We start from the raw sequence: 16,439 nt of genomic DNA on the forward strand, positions 1-16,439 counted from the left end.
CACTGGGCGGACGCGCGCGAACGCGGCACGCCCCCCCAAGACGTGTTCACTCATTTGGTCACGTATCCTGCTGCGCCCAATGTGGCGAACGAAAGGCTGAACACGATCGTATGGTCAGGCTGCAGGCGCAGACCGGTGGCCGTCGAGGCGTAGCGGTCCTGCTGCTGGTAGATCACATCGATGCGGATGCAGTCGTCCTGGTAGGCGACGCCGAGGTCGCGGCGACGCCAGACGTCGGCGACCATGTCGCGCGCGCCGTAGGTGGTCACCGACCAGTGCTTGGTCAGCTTCAGCTCGCCACGGGCTTCGAAGTTTTCCTGGCGGTTGCCGTTGGTGTCCAGCTCGTCCTTCAGGTAGCGCACCGAGGCGTAGCCGCGGCTCGTGAAGGCGTCGATGCCCGTTTCCAGGCGACGGATCTCCTGGGTATCCGAATCGAGGCGCGTGCGGGCGAAGGCGGTGATGCCGCGGATCGGGGTGACCGTGGCGGCCACGATCCAGTCGGACGACTTGCTCTGCAGGCCGGTGCGGGCCGGGATCAGCGGATCGAACTCCGAGCGGAAGCTGCGGCCGACCAGGATGCTGCCGCTGCGGCCGCCCGGCAGGGTGTAGGTGGCGCGGCCGCCGAGGTTCAGGCGTTGTCCGCCCTCATAGAGGTCGAAGCCCGGAGACTTGTTGGCCTGGAACAGGTTGGTCTCGTCGAACTCCAGGGTCGCGCTGTCCTCGTTGTAGAGGTAGGTCGTCGTCCCGTTGCGGGCCACGACGGTCGGCACGCGCGAGCTGTCCGAGCCGACGGCGACCTGGGCCAGGGGCTCCAGCACGATGCTGCCGCCCTTCTTCAACGGCTTGTAGAACGGCAAGGTGAAGTCGACGCCGCCCACGCCGACGGCGCGGGTGTAGGTGTCCTTGTCGTCGTCGCCCAGAGCCGCCGCGGTCGGCGTGACGTAGGACTTGATCGAATAGGCGTCGCCGCGCGCCTGGGCGAAGGGCGAGACCTTCAGGCCGTTGCCGACGATCGTGCTGGACCGCCAGTCGGCCTTGAAGCTGGCGCGGGTGGAGTCGACGCCGTTCTGGCCCTTGTAGTCGGGCAGGTAGTAGGGCGGTTCGCCGTACTGGGACTCCGAGCGGTTGAGCATGACGCCCGAGCCCTGCAGGCGCAGGCGGCCGCCCAGCACCGGGCGGTCCGGCTCCCAGCGGGCCTCGACCAGCGGGCCGATCAGCGGGAAGGCGCCGCTGTTTTCGAAGGCGTTGGCCGAGTTGGTCGTCGGGTTGATGCCCACGACGCGCAGGCCCTGGATCGAGACGGCCGAGACCGAGAACCAAGAACGGGCGTCCTGGCGGGTGGCGTAGAGCTGCGACACAAGGCGATGGTCGTCGCTCGTGAACAGGCCGCGCTGCACGTAGACGTCGTTGACCTTGTACTTGTCGAACAGCAGGGCGTCGGAGACGCGCTCGGCCGTGAAGCCCCACTTCCACTTGTCGTTGATGTCGAACTTGCCGTTGGCCAGGATGTAGCTGCGAGCCGTCGACTGACCGAAGCGGTCGCCGTGGATGTCGAAGTCCTTGTCGTAGGTGAAGCCGCCGCGCGCCTCGATCGTCCCCGAATAGAAACGCTTGCGATAGTTCACGTTCAGGAACGGATTGACGCCCGTATTGATCTGCGGGGCGATGATCACGTCAGAGGACGGCGAGATCACGTAGTAATAGGGCTGGTTGTACGACGTGCCCCGGCCCTTGGAGAAGTCGATCTTCGGCGCCAGGAAGCCCGAGCTCCGCTTGGCCTGCGGATCCGGGTGCCAGAACAGCGGCATGTACAGGATCGGCGCGCCCCACAGACGGATGGTGGCGTTCTTGTAGTAGATCAGCTGCTTGCGCTTATCCTGGACGATCTTGTCGGCCGAGACGGACCAGGTGGGGGTCGGCTTCTCGGCGCAGACCTCGCAAGGGGTGTAGATGGCCCGGTTCAGTTCCTGGATGTTGGCGTTGCGACGCACGGCCGTGACCGATGCGATCTTCATGTTCTGGTCGAGGCGGGCCGAGAAGTTCTTGGCGAAGCCCGCCTTCATGTCCTTGTCGATTTCCATGTGGTCGGCGAACTCGGCCGTGCCGTCGGGATTGATCAACTGGACGTGGCCGTTGGCCGTGATCTCGCCGGTCTTGGCGTTGTAGATCACTTCGTCGGCGCGCAGCGTACGGCCCTGGTAGCGGCTCTGCACCTTGCCGCGCGCGGTCATGATCTGGTTCGCGTCGTCGCGGATCAGCAGGTCGGACTCGAGGTAATAGCCCTCGTCCGTCAGGCCGTCGGACGGCGTGGCCGGGACCACCGGCGTCGGCGGGATCGTGGCCAGGCTTTGCTGGGCGTGGGCCGCGCCCGCGCAGGCGAGCGCCAGCCAGGCCGCGCCGCTGAACAACAGCGCGCGGCAGGCGGACGGGACGCTGGGACGCGTTTCAGTCATGAATGACCCTGGAAGCAATGACTCACCCATCTTCCGTATAGCAAAGCAAAGTGAAGCCCGCCAAAAGCGCGACGGTCGGCGGTGTCCATGCGGCGATGAACGGGGCCAGAACATCGGCCTTGCCCAAGGTGCTGCATAGCTCGTTGAAGAAAAAGAACCCAAAGCCGAGGGCGACGCCAGAACCCGCCAGCGCGGCCAGGCCGCCAAGCCGCATCAGGCGCAGCGAAAACGCCGCCGCCAGCACCGACATGGCGGCGAACAGGATGGGCGTGGCCAGGTCCTGCTGCAGGCGCAGCTTGAACGGCGCGGCCGAGAAACCGGCGTCCTCGGTGCGCTGGATCGTCGCCGGCAGCCGCCACAGGGCCACGGCCTGAGGGGTGTTGAAACGCTCCGAGGCGGTGCGGTCGTCGAGGTTCGAGGGGATCGACAGGCTGTCGGACCGGATCGCCCCGGCGCCGGGCGTGGCCTCACGCACGCCGGTCAGCCGCCAGAAGCCCGGCTCCAGCCGCGCCTCGTTGGCCTCGATCCGGCGGGTGAAGTCCATCACGCCCTTGGCGTTGAGACTGTAGACGAACAGCGACACGCCCTTCAGCCGCACCGAGCCGTCGACCAGGTCGCGAGCCCGGGCGCGGATGACGATCTGGGTCTTGTCGTCGCCCTGGCGCAGCCAGATGCCCTTGGGGGCCTCTTTCAGATAGCCGTTCATGACCCGGTCGCGCTCGGTCTCGAACTTCGCGGTCATGGCCGTGGTCAGCGGGTTGAGCAGGGTGATGCTCAGCAGGCCGATGAAGAACGAGGCCATCGCCGCGGGCATGATGAACCGCCAGGCCGAGACGCCGGCCGCGCGCATGGCGATCAGCTCGCTGCGGCGGTTCAGCTCGACGAAGGCCCACATGGTGCCGAACAGGAACACGAACGGCGCCAGAACCAGGATGGTGGCCGGGGACTGCAGGACGGTCAGGTACAGCAGCTGGAAGAAGCTGGCGTCGGCGCGGGTGCCCACGTTGCGGGCGATGTCGACGAAGGCGATCAGCATCACCATCGCGCCCAGCACGGCCAGGGCCGCCACCAGGGCGCTCATGGTGCGCTTGAGGACGTAGCGTTCCAGCATGCCCATGGTCAGCATCACGCGGCTCCCGACAGGGCGGGGGCGGCCTTGGCCATCCGGGCGGCGCGGCGCGGCGAGACCTTCTGGCGGAAGATCTGCGACAGGCCCCAACCCATGGCGGCCAGCGGCACCATGTACTGCAGGACGTTCAGCCAGGCGCTGTCCTCGCAGGCGGCCTGCACGCCGAAGCCGACAATGCGGACCACAGCGGCGGCGGCGCCGACGGCGGCCATTCGCTTGCCATAGCCCATGCGGCTGAACGAGCCGCCCAGCACGGCCGCCAGGGCCATGGTCATCAGGGCGATGTTGTAGAGCGGGGCGGCGAAGCGCGAATGGCCCTCGGCCAGCAGCTTACCCTTGTTCCGCTGCTCCCAGTCCTGGGTCAGGTCGGGGAAGAACAGCTCGTGCGGATAGCGGTCGGCGATCTTGTAGTGCAGCAGCTCGTCGGTGTGCGACAGGCTGGACAGGTCGAAGGTGTACTCGTCGAACGAAGTGTATTGCAGCACGCCCTGGCGTGAGAACTGCTGGTTGGAACCGTGGCGCATGATCAGCACCGGTTCGCCCTTGCGGGTGGCGATCTCGGCCTCGCGCGACGAATAGGTCGAGGCGCCGCCGTTGGCCGTGTCCTGGTGGATGAACAGGTTCTGGATCTTGTTGTCGCGGTCGATCGACTGCGCGTAGACGGTCAGGCCCGGGCCCGGCTCGGTGAACTGACCCGGCTGGACCAGGGTCGAGGCGACGTCGGTCTTGATGTCGAAGGACGTCTCGCGGATCTGGCGGGCGCTCCACGGTTGCAGCCACAAGCCCGAGACCAGCGAGACCAGGGCGGCGATCACCGCCAGACGCATGGCGGGCGAGATGACGCTCCAGCGACTCATGCCGCCGGCGAAGCAGACGACGATCTCCTGTTCGGTATGCAGACGGTTCAGCGCCACCAGCGCGGCCACGAACAGGGCCAGCGGCATCATGATGCCCAAGAGCTGGGGCAGGGCCAGGACGATGATCTTGAGGAACACCAGCGCGCTCTGGCGCTGTTCCACCAGGACGTCGAACTCCGACAGGCTGCGCGCCAGCAGCGCGAGCGCCACCAGGGCCGCCGTCGCCAGCAGCGTCGGACCCAACAACTGGCGGAAGAGATAGCGTTCTATGAGGCGCATCGAGTGGGGGTTCGGGCGGATGGATTCGTGGGACGAACCCCGAAGATGGGTCGTTCTACACGGGGGCTTCGCGTCGGCACAACCAGTGAGCTGACTTAGCTGTGCCGAGTGGGGGGCAACGGAGCCTTTTCTATGGCGCGGCATTGGACTATGCCGCCTAATTCAAGATGAGTGGCGGCGCGTCACAACGCGCCATGGAAGTCGCCCAAATGCAGGAGCGCGGCATGCGTATCGAGTTCGTCCCCGTCGACACCCAGGCCGGCGCCACGGCCGCCCTCGCGGTCCTGGCTCATGAGGGCGCGGCCCTATCGCCGGAGGCCAAGGCCGCCAACGAGTCGACCGGCGGCGCCTTGGCGCGGGCCATCGCCGGCGGTCGCTTCACCGGCGCCAAGGGGCAGACCCTGGATCTCGTCGCCCCGCACGGCCTGGAAGCCGCCCGCCTGGTGCTGGTCGGCGTCGACGGCTCGGGCGCGGTGGAGCCGGAAGCGGTCGAGACCGCCGCCGCCTCGGCCTATCAGGCCGTCAAGACCACGGGCGTCACCGAACTGGTGCTGAAGCTGGGCGCCGACGCCGAGAGCGCCGCCCGCGCGGCGTTCGGCGCGCGCCTGGCCGCCTATCGCTTCGACAAGTACCGCACCACCGAAAAGGCCGAGAAGAAGCCCTCGGTCCAAGTGGTGAAGGTCGCCGCCGCCGACCCGATCAAGGCCCAGAAGGCTTACGAGCCGCTGGCCGCCCTGGCCGACGCCATCGTCTTCAGCCGTGACCTGGTGTCCGAGCCGGCCAACATCCTGCATCCCGAGGAGTTCGCCGCGCGCGCCAAGAGCCTCGAGAGCCTGGGCCTGGAGGTCGAAATCCTGGGCGAGGCCCAGATGGCCGAACTCGGCATGGGCAGCCTGCTGGGCGTGGGGCAGGGCAGCCGCCGCGAGAGCCAGCTGGTGATCATGAAATGGCTGGGCGGGGCGGACAAGAACGCTCAACCCATCGCCTTCGTCGGCAAGGGCGTCACCTTCGACACCGGCGGCATCTCGATCAAACCGGCCGACGGCATGGAGGACATGAAGTGGGACATGGGCGGCGCGGCCGCCGTGACCGGCGTCATGCACGCCCTGGCCGGCCGCAAGGCCAAGGTCAACGCCATCGGCATTCTCGGTCTCGTCGAGAACATGCCCGACGGCAACGCCCAGCGTCCGGGCGACGTGGTCACCTCGATGTCGGGCCAGACGATCGAGGTCATCAACACCGACGCCGAAGGCCGTCTCGTGCTGGCCGACGCCCTCTGGTACTGCCAGGAGCGATTCAAGCCGCGGTTCATGATCGACCTGGCCACCCTGACCGGCGCGATCATCATCTCGCTGGGTCACGACTATGCGGGTTTGTTCAGCAATAACGATGGCTTGTCGGAGAAACTTCTCGCCGCAGGCAAGGACGAGCGAGAGCCCCTGTGGCGCCTGCCGCTGCCGGCGTCCTACGAAAAGCAGATCGAAAGCCCGATCGCCGACATGAAGAACATCGGCGGCCGCCCGGCCGGCTCGATCACGGCGGGCCTGTTCCTGCAGCGCTTCGTCAACAACGTGCCGTGGGCTCACCTCGACATCGCCTCGGTGGCCTGGAAGAAGCCCTCCACCGACCCGACCGTACCGGACGGCGCGGCCGGCTACGGCGTGCGCCTGCTCAACCGTCTCGTCGCTGACGCCTACGAAGGCTGAGCATGACCGCCGCGCCGTGCGAGGTCTGGTTCTACCACCTGGAGCGCTCGCCGCTCGAGGCGGTGCTGCCCGAGCTTCTGGAAAAGACGCTGGGCAGGGGCTGGAAGGCGCTGGTGCGCGGCGGCGATGCGCGTCGGATGGAGGCGCTGGACCAGCACCTGTGGACTTGGCGCGAGGACAGCTTCCTGCCGCACGGCCTGGCCAGCGAGCCGATGGCCGAGCGCCAGCCGGTGCTGCTGACCGCCGAGGACGGCAACCCGAACGCCGGTGATGCGCTGTTCCTGATCGACGGGGCCGAGCCGGGCGATCTGGCCGGGGTTTCGCGCTGCATCCTGCTGTTCGACGGCCGGGATGACCGGGCGCTGGCCATGGCGCGCGGACGCTGGTCCGTCTTCAAGAAGGCCGGGCATCCGGTGTCCTACTGGCGCCAGGGCGCCGAACGCGGTTGGGAGAAGCAGGCATGACGCGCGTCATTTCGGGTATCGTGGCCGCGATGGCCTTGGGTCTGGTCCTGGCCTCTTGCTCCAGCGCGCCCGAGCCGGCCCCGCCGCCGCCGCCCAGCACGCCCACCGCGCCGCCGGCCATCGCGCTGCCCGCCAAGCCGCCGGCGTCGTCGGCGTCGGAAGCGGCCAAGGACCAATGCGGGCTAAAGGACGCCCAGGCCTTCGTCGGCAAGCCGCGCACCAGCCTGCCGGCCCCGGTCGACCCGTCGCGTTGGCGCGTGGCCTGCACGACCTGTCCGGTGACGATGGACTACCGCGCCGATCGCCTGAATATCCTGTTCAACGCGGATACGGGCGTCGTCCAGGAAGTGAAGTGCGGCTAGAAACCATGGTATTCCAAGCTTTTCTGGCGTTTTCACGGATCCGATGAAATAACCGAGTCGCCGGGGATTCCGCGCCGGCCGGTTCAGCGCATGGTCGACAACCCGAAGATCGGATCCAAGACCGATGACAACTTGGCGGCCACGCTGTTGGCCGCCGTGGGCGTCGCTTTTGGTTTCGCCGGTCTAGCCTATCTCTGCGTCGAGATCCCACGCGCCTACGATCACGTTACGCCGATCTGGCTGTCGAACGGCTTCCTGGCCGCGTGTCTGCTGTCGTCGCCGACGAGACGGTGGCCCGCACTGGTGGTCGGCGCGCTGCTGGGCGCCTTGGCGGCTGGCGCCCATGCCGGCGACAGGCCGACGCTCAACGCCATCTTGACCACCCTGAACGTCTCCCAAGGCCTGATGGCCGCCTTGGCGGTGCGCAGGGTCACGGGCGAGGCGATCGACCTGGGCCGGCCCCGCGACATGCTGGCCTTCGTCCTCCTGGGCGGCTTCCTGGCTCCGACGATCCTGGGGACCATCGCCGCCTCGATCCACACCCTGATGCGCGGCGGCGACCTGCTGAGCAACGTGACCGGTTGGGTGCTCAACGACATCCTGGGCATGCTGACCATTGGCCCCTGCCTGCTGGTGCTGTTCAGGGCCAAGCTCTATTTGCGTGAGCGCCCGCTGACCCGCGACGGCGTCCTGTCGATCGTCGCCTGTGGCTTGATGACCGCCGTGGTCTTCGGTCAGACCAAGTATCCGATGCTGTTCTTGGTGCCGCCGTTCATGTTCCTGGCGGCCTGGCGTCAGGAGGTGCTGGGCGCGGTTCTGGGCGTGGTGCTGGTGGCGGCGATCGCGCTCGTCCTGACCATCGCCGGCCGCGGACCCATCCACCTGATCCTGGCGGGTTCGGCCACCCAGTCGACCGTGCTGCAGCTTTTCCTGGCCGTCTCGACCTTCGTCGCCCTGCCGGTGGCCGCCTTCCAGCGTCAACGGCGCGCGATCATGGCCGAGCTGGTCGAGACCAGCGCCGCGGCCGAACGCAGCGAGGTCAAGTTCCGTCTTCTGGCCGAGAACGCCCTCGACATCATCGCCCACAGCGACCTCCACGGGCAGATGACCTATATTTCGCCCGCGGCGAGGGTCATCGTCGGTTATGAGCCGGAAGAGCTGCTGGGCGCGCGGGCGCTTGAGATTCTTCACGACGACGATCGCGCTGAACTCCGCCGCGTCGTCGATGCGCAGCGGAACGCTCCCCGCGGGATCGCTCCGCCGCCGGCCGAGGCCGTCGAATATCGTGTGTTCCGCAAGGACGGCGTGATGATCTGGCTGGAGGCGCGCCCGACGCTGGTCTGCGATCCGGTCACCGGCGAGCCAACGGGCATCACCGACATCATCCGTGATATCACCGCCCGCAAGACGCTGGAACTTGAGCTGCGGGCCGCGCGCGCCGAGGCGGAAACCGCCGCCGCCGTGAAGGGCGAATTCCTGGCGAACATGAGCCACGAACTGCGCACGCCGCTCACCGCCGTCATCGGCTTCGCCAACCTGGCGGCGGACGAGCCGGATTTGTCACCCCGCGCGCGCCGATATCTCGATCGCATCGCCACGGGCGGCCAGACCCTGCTGACGACGATCAACGACATTCTCGACTTCTCGCGGCTGGAATCAGGGCGCATCGCGCTGAATGTGCGCCCGACAAGTGTCGCCGACTTGGTCGCCGAGGTGCTGGAACTGAGCAGCGCCGACGCCATGGCCAAGGGCCTCGCGCTCGCGGCCGACGGCCTGACGGCGCTGCCGCCTCACGTGATGATCGACCCCGAGCGCGTGCGGCAGGTGCTGGTCAACCTGGTCGGCAACGCCGTGAAGTTCACTGAAACGGGCAAGGTCAGCCTTGCCGTCGTTCACCACGAGAACCGCTTGCGCATCGCCGTGGTCGACACCGGGCGTGGCGTGGCGGCCGAGGATCAGGCGCTGCTATTCGCCCGCTTCTCGCAGATCGACGCGGCCCTGAACCGCCAGCACGGCGGCGCCGGCCTGGGCCTGGCCATCTCCAAGGGCCTGGTCGAGCTGATGGGCGGCCAGATCGGCGTCGAGAGCGAGGAGGGCCGGGGCGCGCGGTTCTGGTTCGAGATTCCGGCCCATGTCGCTCAGGCCGCCGATGGGGAGCCGTCCGAGGACGACATCCCGCTGCCGCCGCCTGGCAGCCGCGTGCTGGTGGTCGACGACAATGCCGGCAACCGCGAGCTGGTCCGCTCGGTGCTGGAAGCCGTCGGGGTCGAGGTCGCCGAGGCCGAGGACGGCGAGGAAGGTGTCGCCGCCGCCGCGGCCGCGCCCTACGACGCCATCCTGATGGACCTGCGGATGCCACGCCTTGACGGCGTCTCGGCCGCCCGGCGGATCCGGGCCGAGCGGGGACTCAGCGCCGGGGCGCCGATCATCGCCTTCTCGGCCGATGTGCGGATGGGGCCGCTGGACCCGGTGTTCGACGGCGCGACCCCCAAGCCCCTGACGGTGATATCCTTGCTGTCGACCCTGGCGCAGGCCATGAGCGAACCCGCACCGGCCACCGCCTAACGCTTGCCGACGCCCGGGAACATCGCCACGCCGTCCTCGAACACGCCCAGATAGCCCAGCTCGCCCAGCAGAGGCGTCAGGTCCTCGACCAGGTCGCCCGAGTGGGGCAGGTGGGCCGGGCGGCCGGTCTGGTCGTGCAGGCGGTAGACCGTCCACATCTTGCCCTTGGGCGCGGCCGCGCCGGGCTGGATGAACTTGTGCTCCCAGCCGATCAGGGGCGGGACGCGGCCGACCACGATGTCGAACGGCCGGTCGCGGAAGGCCAGGTCCATCTCGATCCGCATGGCCTCGCCAATCCGAGCGTTCACCCAATCGGCGAACGCTTCCAGGACCGAGGACGCGGACAAGCCTTCCGGATTGGCCACGACATGGTTGCGAGGATGGGCGGTGCTCATGCGGCGCACCCTGCGCCGCCAGATGTCGCGGAAGCGCTAAACTTCTTGGTTCACGAGGGTTTACCCTAAACCCTCGATGTCTCCAGTGAAGCTCAGGCCTCCGCCGACGCCAGTTCCTCGGCCAGGGTCATCCAGGTCGCCTCGGCGTCGTCCAGCTTGGCCTTGGCGTTGTCGCGGCGCTTGGTCAGCTCGGCCACCTTGGTCGGGTTCTTGTAGAGCTGCGGGTCGGCCAACTGGGCTTCCAGCTCGTTCACCTGACGCGTCGTGCGCATGACCACCTGCTCGGCGGCCTCGATCTTGCGCTTCAGGGGCTCGATGGCGACGGACTTCTTCGGCGCGGACGCCGCCGGCTCGGGGGCGCGGGCCACCTGGGTCGGCTTCACGGCCTGCTTGGCGCGGTCCAGCACGAACTTGGCGTAGTCGTCCATGTCGCCGTCGAACGGCTTCACCGTGCCGTCGGCGGCCAGCCAAAGGCGGTCGGCGACCAGCTCCATCAGCGAGCGGTCGTGGGTGATCAGGATCACCGCGCCGCTGTAGTCGTTCAGCGCGTCCAGCAGGGCGCGGCGGCTGTCGATGTCCAGGTGGTTCGTCGGTTCGTCGAGGATCAGCATGTGCGGGGCTTCCATCGCCACCATGTTGAGCAGCAGTCGGGCCCGCTCGCCGCCCGACAGGTTGGCCACCGTGGTCTCCTGCTTCTCGAAGCCCAGGCCGAACTGCGCCAGTTTCGACCGGCGCGAGCTCTCCGACGCGTCCGGCATGGCGCGGCGGATGATCTCGAGCGGGGTGTCCACCGGATCCATCGCCTCGATCTGGTGCTGGTGGAACCAGCCGACCTTCATCTTGCGGTCGCGGTGGAATTCGCCCGACTGCACGCCCAGCGCGCCGGCGATCATCTTGGCGAAGGTCGACTTGCCCGCGCCGTTGACGCCCAGCAGGCCGATGCGGTCGTCCAGGTCCATGCGCAGGTTGAGGTTCTTGAGGATCGAGCGGCCTTCCTCATAGCCCACGTTCGCCCGTTCAAGGCGAATGAGCGGCGGCGCCAGCGGGCGCGGCGGCGAGGGCAGGGTGAAGGGCGCGACGCGCTCCTCGATCGTGGTCGACACCGGCTCCATCTTGGCCAGGCGCTTCATCCGCGACTGGGCCTGGGCGGCCTTGGAGGCCTTGGCCTTGAAGCGATCGACGAAGGCCTGCAGGTGGGCGCGCTCGGCGTCCTGCTTGGCCTTGGCCGACAGCTGCAGGCGGGCCTTCTCGGCGCGGCGCTTCTCGAAGTCGTCGTAGCCGCCGGTGTAGAGTTCCAGCTTGCCGCCCGCCAGGTGCAGCATGTGCGTACAGCTGTTGTTGAGCAGTTCGCGGTCGTGGCTGACGATCAGGGCCGTGTGCGGGTACTTCTGGAGCCTCGCTTCGAGCCACAGCGCGCCTTCCAGGTCGAGATAGTTGGTCGGTTCGTCCAGCAGCAGCATGTCAGGCTCGGCGAACAGCGCCGCGGCCAGGGCCACGCGCATCCGCCAGCCGCCGGAGAACTCGCTCATGGGACGCGCCAGGTCGTCTTGCGTGAAGCCCAGGCCCACCAGGATTTCCGAAGCCTTGGCGGGGGCGGCGTCGGAATCGATCTCGATCAGCCGCGCCCAGATCTCGCCCATCGCCTCGGGATCGGCCGTCTCCAGCCGGGTCAGCAGGTCGTGGCGCTCCTCGTCGGCCTCCAGCACCGTATCCAGCAGGGTGAACGGCGTGGCCGGGTGCTCCTGGTCGACCGAGCCGATCCGCGCGGACTTGGGCAGGCTGATCTCGTCGTCGCCGGCGTGCAGCTGGCCCAGGATCAGCTTGAACAGGGTCGATTTGCCGACGCCATTGCGGCCGATCAGACCGACCTTGGCGCCCGGCGGCAGGCTGACGCTGGCGTGGTCGAAGAACTTCCGACCCCAGGCGTTGAAGGTCAGGTCACGGATCTGAAGCATTTTATGAAGGTTACGCGTCGGGGTTGGCGGGGAGGAGGCGCCCGGCTATAAGCCCGCAACCTCCCAATCCACAACTTTTCTGTGAGATCACTCCGTGACCGAACGCACCTTCTCGATCATCAAGCCGGACGCCACCCGTCGTAACCTGACCGGCGCCATCAACGCGGTGATCGAGGCCGCTGGCCTGCGCATCGTCGCTCAGCGCCGCGTGCACCTGACCGAAGACCAAGCCAAGAAGTTCTACGAAGTGCACGCCGAGCGTCCGTTCTACGGCGAACTCGTCGGCCAGATGATCGCCGAGCCGGTTGTCGTGCAGGTCCTGGAAGCCGAAGGCGCCGTTGCCAAGTATCGCGACGTCATGGGCGCCACCAACCCGAAGGACGCCGCCGAAGGCACCATCCGCAAGCTGTTCGCCCTGTCGATCGGCGAAAACTCGGTCCACGGTTCGGACAGCCTGGAGAACGCCGCGATCGAAATCGCCCAGTTCTTCACGGACGACCAAATCGTCGGCTAATCCCGGCCGGACTTTTCTGATGACTTGGAGCGGCCGGATCGGAGACGATCCGGCCGTTTCCTTTTGCGCCTTCAGAGTCGCGTCGGGGAGTTGCCGGTGAAACACTACGAACGGAACGAGGTGGCGCTGGCCGTCGTGCTGGCGGGCGTAGCCGGCTATGTCGACGCGATCGGCTTCCTGAAGCTGGGCGGCTTCTTCGTCTCGTTCATGAGCGGCAACTCCACGCGCCTCGGCGTGGCCCTGGCCACGGCCAACTGGGCGGCGGCGGCGACCGTGCTGACCCTGGTCGGATCGTTCGTCGCCGGCGTGGTGCTGGGCGCCCTCACGGCGCGGGCGCTCGGCGAGAACCGCCGCTCGCCGGTTCTGGCCCTGGAGGCGACGCTGCTAGCGGCGGGCGCGGGCCTGCTGGCCTTCGGCTTCGATACCGCCGGCGTCACGGCCGTGGCCATGGCCATGGGGGCCGAGAACGCGGTCTTTCAGCGGAACGGCGACGTGGCCGTGGGGCTGACCTACATGACCGGCGCGCTCGTGAAGGCCGGCCAGCGCATCGCCGGCGCGCTTACCGGCGGCGAGCCCGCCGACTGGCTGCGCTACGTGCTGCTGTGGATGGGGCTTTCGGCCGGCGGCGCGCTGGGCGCCCTGACCTATCTGACGATCGGCGCCAGCGCGCTCTGGGCGGCCGTGGCGGTTGTCCTGGGCGGCGCGATCTGGGCCGAGCGGCGCTGGCGGTCCGTCTAGAGACCGCGCACGAAGTCGGCCAGGGTCGCCGCGTAGAGCCTATGCTCCTGCTCCAGCACCCGCGCCGCCAGGCTGTGGTCGTCGTCGCCAGGCAGGATCGGCACGCGGGCCTGGCCCAGGATCGGACCTTCGTCGACGCCGGCCGTGACCAGGTGGACGGTGCAGCCGGCCTCCGCCTCGCCCGCCGCGATGGCGCGGGCGTGGGTGTCCAGGCCGGGATAGGCCGGCAGCAGGGACGGGTGGATGTTCAGCATCCGGCCCTCCCAGGCGTCGACCAGGAACGGGGTGAGAATCCGCATGTAGCCGGCCAGGGCGATGACCTGGATGCCGCGCTCGCGCAGGGCCGCGTCGATGGCCCGCTCATGGGCCTCGCGATCCTTGCCGAAGGGCTTGCTGTCGACGCACAGCGCCTCGATCCCCTCGGCCGCCGCCGTGGCCAGGCCGCCGGCGTCGGGCTTGTTGGCCAGGACGAGGGCGATGTCGAACGGGCAGTCGTCGGCCTTCGCCGCGCGGACCAGGGCTTCCATGTTGGAACCCCGGCCAGAGATCAGGACGGCGACCTTGGTGCGTTGGGTCATAATTTCAGCTCCGTGGAGCCGTCCTCGTCCTTCGACAAGCTCAGGATGAGGACTACTGCGGCTTGAGTGAAAACCTCACCCTGAGCCTGTCGAAGGGCGGGGTTTTCAGGCTCAGGCCTTGACCAGCTGGCCGCAGATGAAGGCGTCCTCGCCGGCGTTGAGCAGGGCGGCCAGGACAGGCTCGGCGTCGGCTTGCGCCACGATGATGATGAAGCCGACGCCGCAGTTGAACGTACGACGCATCTCGTGCTCGGAGACGCCGCCCACCTTGGCCATCCACTCGAACACCGGGGGCAGGGCCCAGGCGTTCCAGTCGAACTCGGCCGCCAGGCCTTCGGCGATGGCGCGGGGCGGGTTCTCGATCAGGCCGCCGCCGGTGATGTGGGCGCCGCCCTTGACGCGACCCGACTGCAGCAGCGGCAGCAGCGACTTCACATAGATGCGGGTCGGGGCCATCAGGGCCTCGGCCAGGGTCTTGCCGTCCTCGAAGGGGGCCGGCGCGTCCCAGGCCAGGCCCGAGCGCTCGACCACGCGGCGCACCAGCGAATAGCCGTTGGAGTGCGGGCCCGAGGAGCCGAGGCCAATGATGATGTCGCCGGCGCGCTGCTTGTCCAGCTTGGGCAGGACGTCGTCGCGGTCGACCGCGCCGACCGAGAAGCCGGCCAGGTCGTACTCACCGTCACTGTACATGCCCGGCATCTCGGCGGTCTCGCCGCCCACCAGAGCCGCGCCGGCCAGCTTGCAGCCCTCGGCGATGCCGGCGACGACGCTCTTGGCGACCTCGATGTCCAGCTTGCCGGTGGCGAAATAGTCCAGGAACATCAGCGGCTCGGCGCCCTGCGCCAGCAGGTCGTTGACGCACATGGCGACCAGGTCGATGCCGACCGTGGCGTGCATGCCCGCGTCGATGGCGATGCGCAGCTTGGTGCCGACGCCGTCGGTGGTGGTGACCAGCAGCGGGTCGTCATAGCCGGCGGCCTTGAGGTCGAAGAGCGCGCCGAAGCCGCCCAGGCTGGCTTCCGCGCCGGGGCGGCGGGTCGCTTTCGCGAGCGGCTTGATGGCGTCCACCAGGGCGTTGCCCGCGTCGATATCGACACCCGCCTGGGCGTAGGTAAGGCCGTTCGGCTGATCGCTCATGGTCGCTCTGGCGCTCGCTCTGGTCTATCGGAGGGCGGTGAGCCGTCCGAACACGCGGAAAATTTGCTTTCCCGAGACGCTGGGCGCGTCTTGACGCTTGCAGACTCGGGGGTGCGCGAGGCTATTAGCAGCCGATGAAGCCGATCACCACTACCGCCGAGCTGGCGGCGTTCTGTAATGCGCTCGCGGGCGAGCCTTTCGTCGCCGTCGACACCGAGTTCATGCGCGAGACGACCTACTGGCCCAAGTTGTGCCTGATCCAGGTCGCCTCGCCCACGCACGAAGCCGTCATCGATCCGCTGGCCGAGGGCATCGACCTCGAGCCGCTGCTGGCCGTCATGCGCGACACGAGCATCCTCAAGGTGTTCCACGCCGCCCGCCAGGACGTCGAGATCTTCAACAATCTGAAGGCCATGCCGAGGCCGTTGTTCGACACCCAGGTGGCGGGCATGGCGGCGGGCTTTGGCGAGCAGATCGCCTATGACGCCCTGGTCCGCCAGATGCTGCGCATCGACCTCGACAAGTCCAGCCGGTTCACCGACTGGGCCCGGCGGCCGCTCAGCGAAGCCCAGCTGACCTACGCCCTGGCCGACGTCACCCACCTAGCCGCCCTGTTCCCGACCCTGCGCGAGCGCCTCGAGACCTCGGGCCGCCTGGCCTGGGTCGAGGAAGAGATGACCGCCATCTCGGATCCGGCCGCCTACGATGTCGATCCCGAGAAGGCCTGGCGTCGCCTGCGTCCGCGCAAGACCGCGGCGAAGTACCTGGCGGTGTTCAAGGCCGTCGCCGCCTGGCGCGAGCGCACCGCCCAGAATCGTGACCAGCCGCGTGGCCGGATCCTGAAGGACGAGGCCATCGACGAACTGGCCACCCAGGCGCCGACCAGCCTTGAGGCGCTGAACAACCTGCGCGGCGTGCCCAAGGGCTTCGGCGGCAGCAAGTTCGGTCCGGACCTGCTGGCCGCGATCAAGGCGGCGCTCGCCGATCCGGAAGGCTACGCCCCGACCGTCGACAAGCCTGGTCCGCCGCCGCCCCAGAACGCCGGCGCCGTGGTCGAGCTGCTCAAGGTGTTGCTGAAGGCGCGGGCGGAGGAGGCGGGGGTCGCCTCCAAGCTGATCGCCACGGTCTCTGACCTGGAGAAGATCGCCGCCGACGACAACGCCGCCACCCCGGCCCTGGTCGGCTGGCGCCGCGACGCCTTCGGGGCCGACGCCCTGAAGATCAAGCGCGGCGAGCTGGCCCTGGTGCTGGACGGCGCCAAGGTCCGTGTCGTCGAGGTGCGCCGCGCGCCGAAGGCCGAATAGAAC

The 16,439-nt window shown here is 68.3% G+C and carries 14 protein-coding genes and 2 pseudogenes; 7 read left to right on the plus strand and 9 right to left on the minus strand.

The window, feature by feature from the left end; all coding sequences use genetic code 11:
• Positions 1–50: 50 nt before the first annotated feature.
• From ACW175_RS10655 to lptF, 3 genes are read right to left on the minus strand one after another with little or no spacing between them, the layout of a single operon-like run.
• Positions 51–2,483, minus strand: a complete 2,433-nt coding sequence (locus tag ACW175_RS10655) for an LPS-assembly protein LptD (RefSeq protein WP_492104453.1) — start codon at positions 2,481–2,483, stop codon at positions 51–53.
• A complete protein-coding gene (gene lptG, locus ACW175_RS10660) occupies positions 2,476–3,582 on the minus strand; it encodes an LPS export ABC transporter permease LptG (protein ID WP_492104454.1) in 1,107 nt (368 codons plus the stop codon). Before lptG ends, ACW175_RS10655 begins: the two co-directional genes overlap by 8 nt.
• A complete protein-coding gene (gene lptF, locus ACW175_RS10665) occupies positions 3,579–4,718 on the minus strand; it encodes an LPS export ABC transporter permease LptF (protein WP_492104455.1) in 1,140 nt (379 codons plus the stop codon). Before lptF ends, lptG begins: the two co-directional genes overlap by 4 nt.
• Positions 4,719–4,942: 224 nt before the next feature.
• Between lptF and ACW175_RS10670 the strand changes: the two genes are divergently transcribed.
• From ACW175_RS10670 to ACW175_RS10685, 4 genes are all read left to right on the plus strand, one after another.
• Positions 4,943–6,424 carry a leucyl aminopeptidase gene (locus ACW175_RS10670; protein WP_492104456.1) on the plus strand — a complete coding sequence of 494 codons (1,482 nt, stop codon included), beginning with the start codon at positions 4,943–4,945 and terminating at the stop codon, positions 6,422–6,424.
• Between the two features lie 2 nt (positions 6,425–6,426).
• Complete coding sequence (locus tag ACW175_RS10675) at positions 6,427–6,888, plus strand: DNA polymerase III subunit chi (RefSeq protein ID WP_492104457.1); 462 nt, start codon at positions 6,427–6,429, stop codon at positions 6,886–6,888.
• Positions 6,885–7,250, plus strand: coding sequence for a peptidase inhibitor I78 (locus ACW175_RS10680; protein WP_492104458.1), 366 nt, complete (start codon positions 6,885–6,887; stop codon positions 7,248–7,250). The genes ACW175_RS10675 and ACW175_RS10680 overlap by 4 nt, the downstream gene beginning before the upstream one ends.
• A gap of 90 nt (positions 7,251–7,340) precedes the next feature.
• Entirely contained in the window at positions 7,341–9,815 is a 2,475-nt protein-coding gene (locus ACW175_RS10685) for an MASE1 domain-containing protein (protein ID WP_492104459.1), read from the plus strand.
• On the opposite strand, the gene ACW175_RS10690 is transcribed toward ACW175_RS10685, so the two are convergent.
• Positions 9,812–10,210: a hypothetical protein gene (locus tag ACW175_RS10690; protein WP_099577498.1), complete on the minus strand. Its 399-nt coding sequence runs from the start codon at positions 10,208–10,210 to the stop codon at positions 9,812–9,814. The genes ACW175_RS10685 and ACW175_RS10690 overlap by 4 nt on opposite strands.
• A gap of 92 nt (positions 10,211–10,302) precedes the next feature.
• Positions 10,303–12,165 carry an ABC-F family ATP-binding cassette domain-containing protein gene (locus tag ACW175_RS10695; protein ID WP_492104460.1) on the minus strand — a complete coding sequence of 621 codons (1,863 nt, stop codon included), beginning with the start codon at positions 12,163–12,165 and terminating at the stop codon, positions 10,303–10,305.
• A 94-nt stretch (positions 12,166–12,259) separates the two neighbouring features.
• Between ACW175_RS10695 and ndk the strand changes: the two genes are divergently transcribed.
• Complete coding sequence (ndk, locus tag ACW175_RS10700) at positions 12,260–12,679, plus strand: nucleoside-diphosphate kinase (protein ID WP_492104461.1); 420 nt, start codon at positions 12,260–12,262, stop codon at positions 12,677–12,679.
• A 9-nt stretch (positions 12,680–12,688) separates the two neighbouring features.
• On the opposite strand, the pseudogene ACW175_RS10705 reads toward ndk, so the two are convergent.
• Positions 12,689–12,934, minus strand: a pseudogene (locus ACW175_RS10705) (hypothetical protein); the annotation flags it as partial.
• Here ACW175_RS10705 and ACW175_RS10710 point away from each other — a divergent pair.
• On the plus strand, positions 12,815–13,417 hold the full coding sequence (locus ACW175_RS10710; protein WP_492104942.1) for a YoaK family protein: 603 nt from the start codon (positions 12,815–12,817) through the stop codon (positions 13,415–13,417). The pseudogene ACW175_RS10705 and the gene ACW175_RS10710 overlap by 120 nt on opposite strands.
• Here the strand turns inward: ACW175_RS10710 and purN are convergent.
• The 3 genes and pseudogenes from purN to purM form a co-directional block, all read right to left on the minus strand.
• Positions 13,414–13,995 (minus strand): phosphoribosylglycinamide formyltransferase, encoded by a 582-nt coding sequence (gene purN / locus ACW175_RS10715; RefSeq protein WP_492104462.1) that lies wholly within the window; start codon positions 13,993–13,995, stop codon positions 13,414–13,416. The two genes, ACW175_RS10710 and purN, sit on opposite strands and share 4 nt — an antisense overlap.
• Positions 13,996–14,010: 15 nt before the next feature.
• Positions 14,011–14,096: pseudogene (locus ACW175_RS10720) on the minus strand (hypothetical protein); the annotation flags it as partial.
• A gap of 10 nt (positions 14,097–14,106) precedes the next feature.
• On the minus strand, positions 14,107–15,132 hold the full coding sequence (gene purM / locus ACW175_RS10725; protein ID WP_492104463.1) for a phosphoribosylformylglycinamidine cyclo-ligase: 1,026 nt from the start codon (positions 15,130–15,132) through the stop codon (positions 14,107–14,109).
• Between the two features lie 134 nt (positions 15,133–15,266).
• Here purM and rnd point away from each other — a divergent pair, with 134 nt between their 5' ends.
• Positions 15,267–16,436: a ribonuclease D gene (gene rnd, locus ACW175_RS10730; RefSeq protein WP_492104464.1), complete on the plus strand. Its 1,170-nt coding sequence runs from the start codon at positions 15,267–15,269 to the stop codon at positions 16,434–16,436.
• Positions 16,437–16,439 lie beyond the last annotated feature (3 nt).

It is taken from the genome of Caulobacter sp. FV1ye6ST, assembly GCF_058681225.1.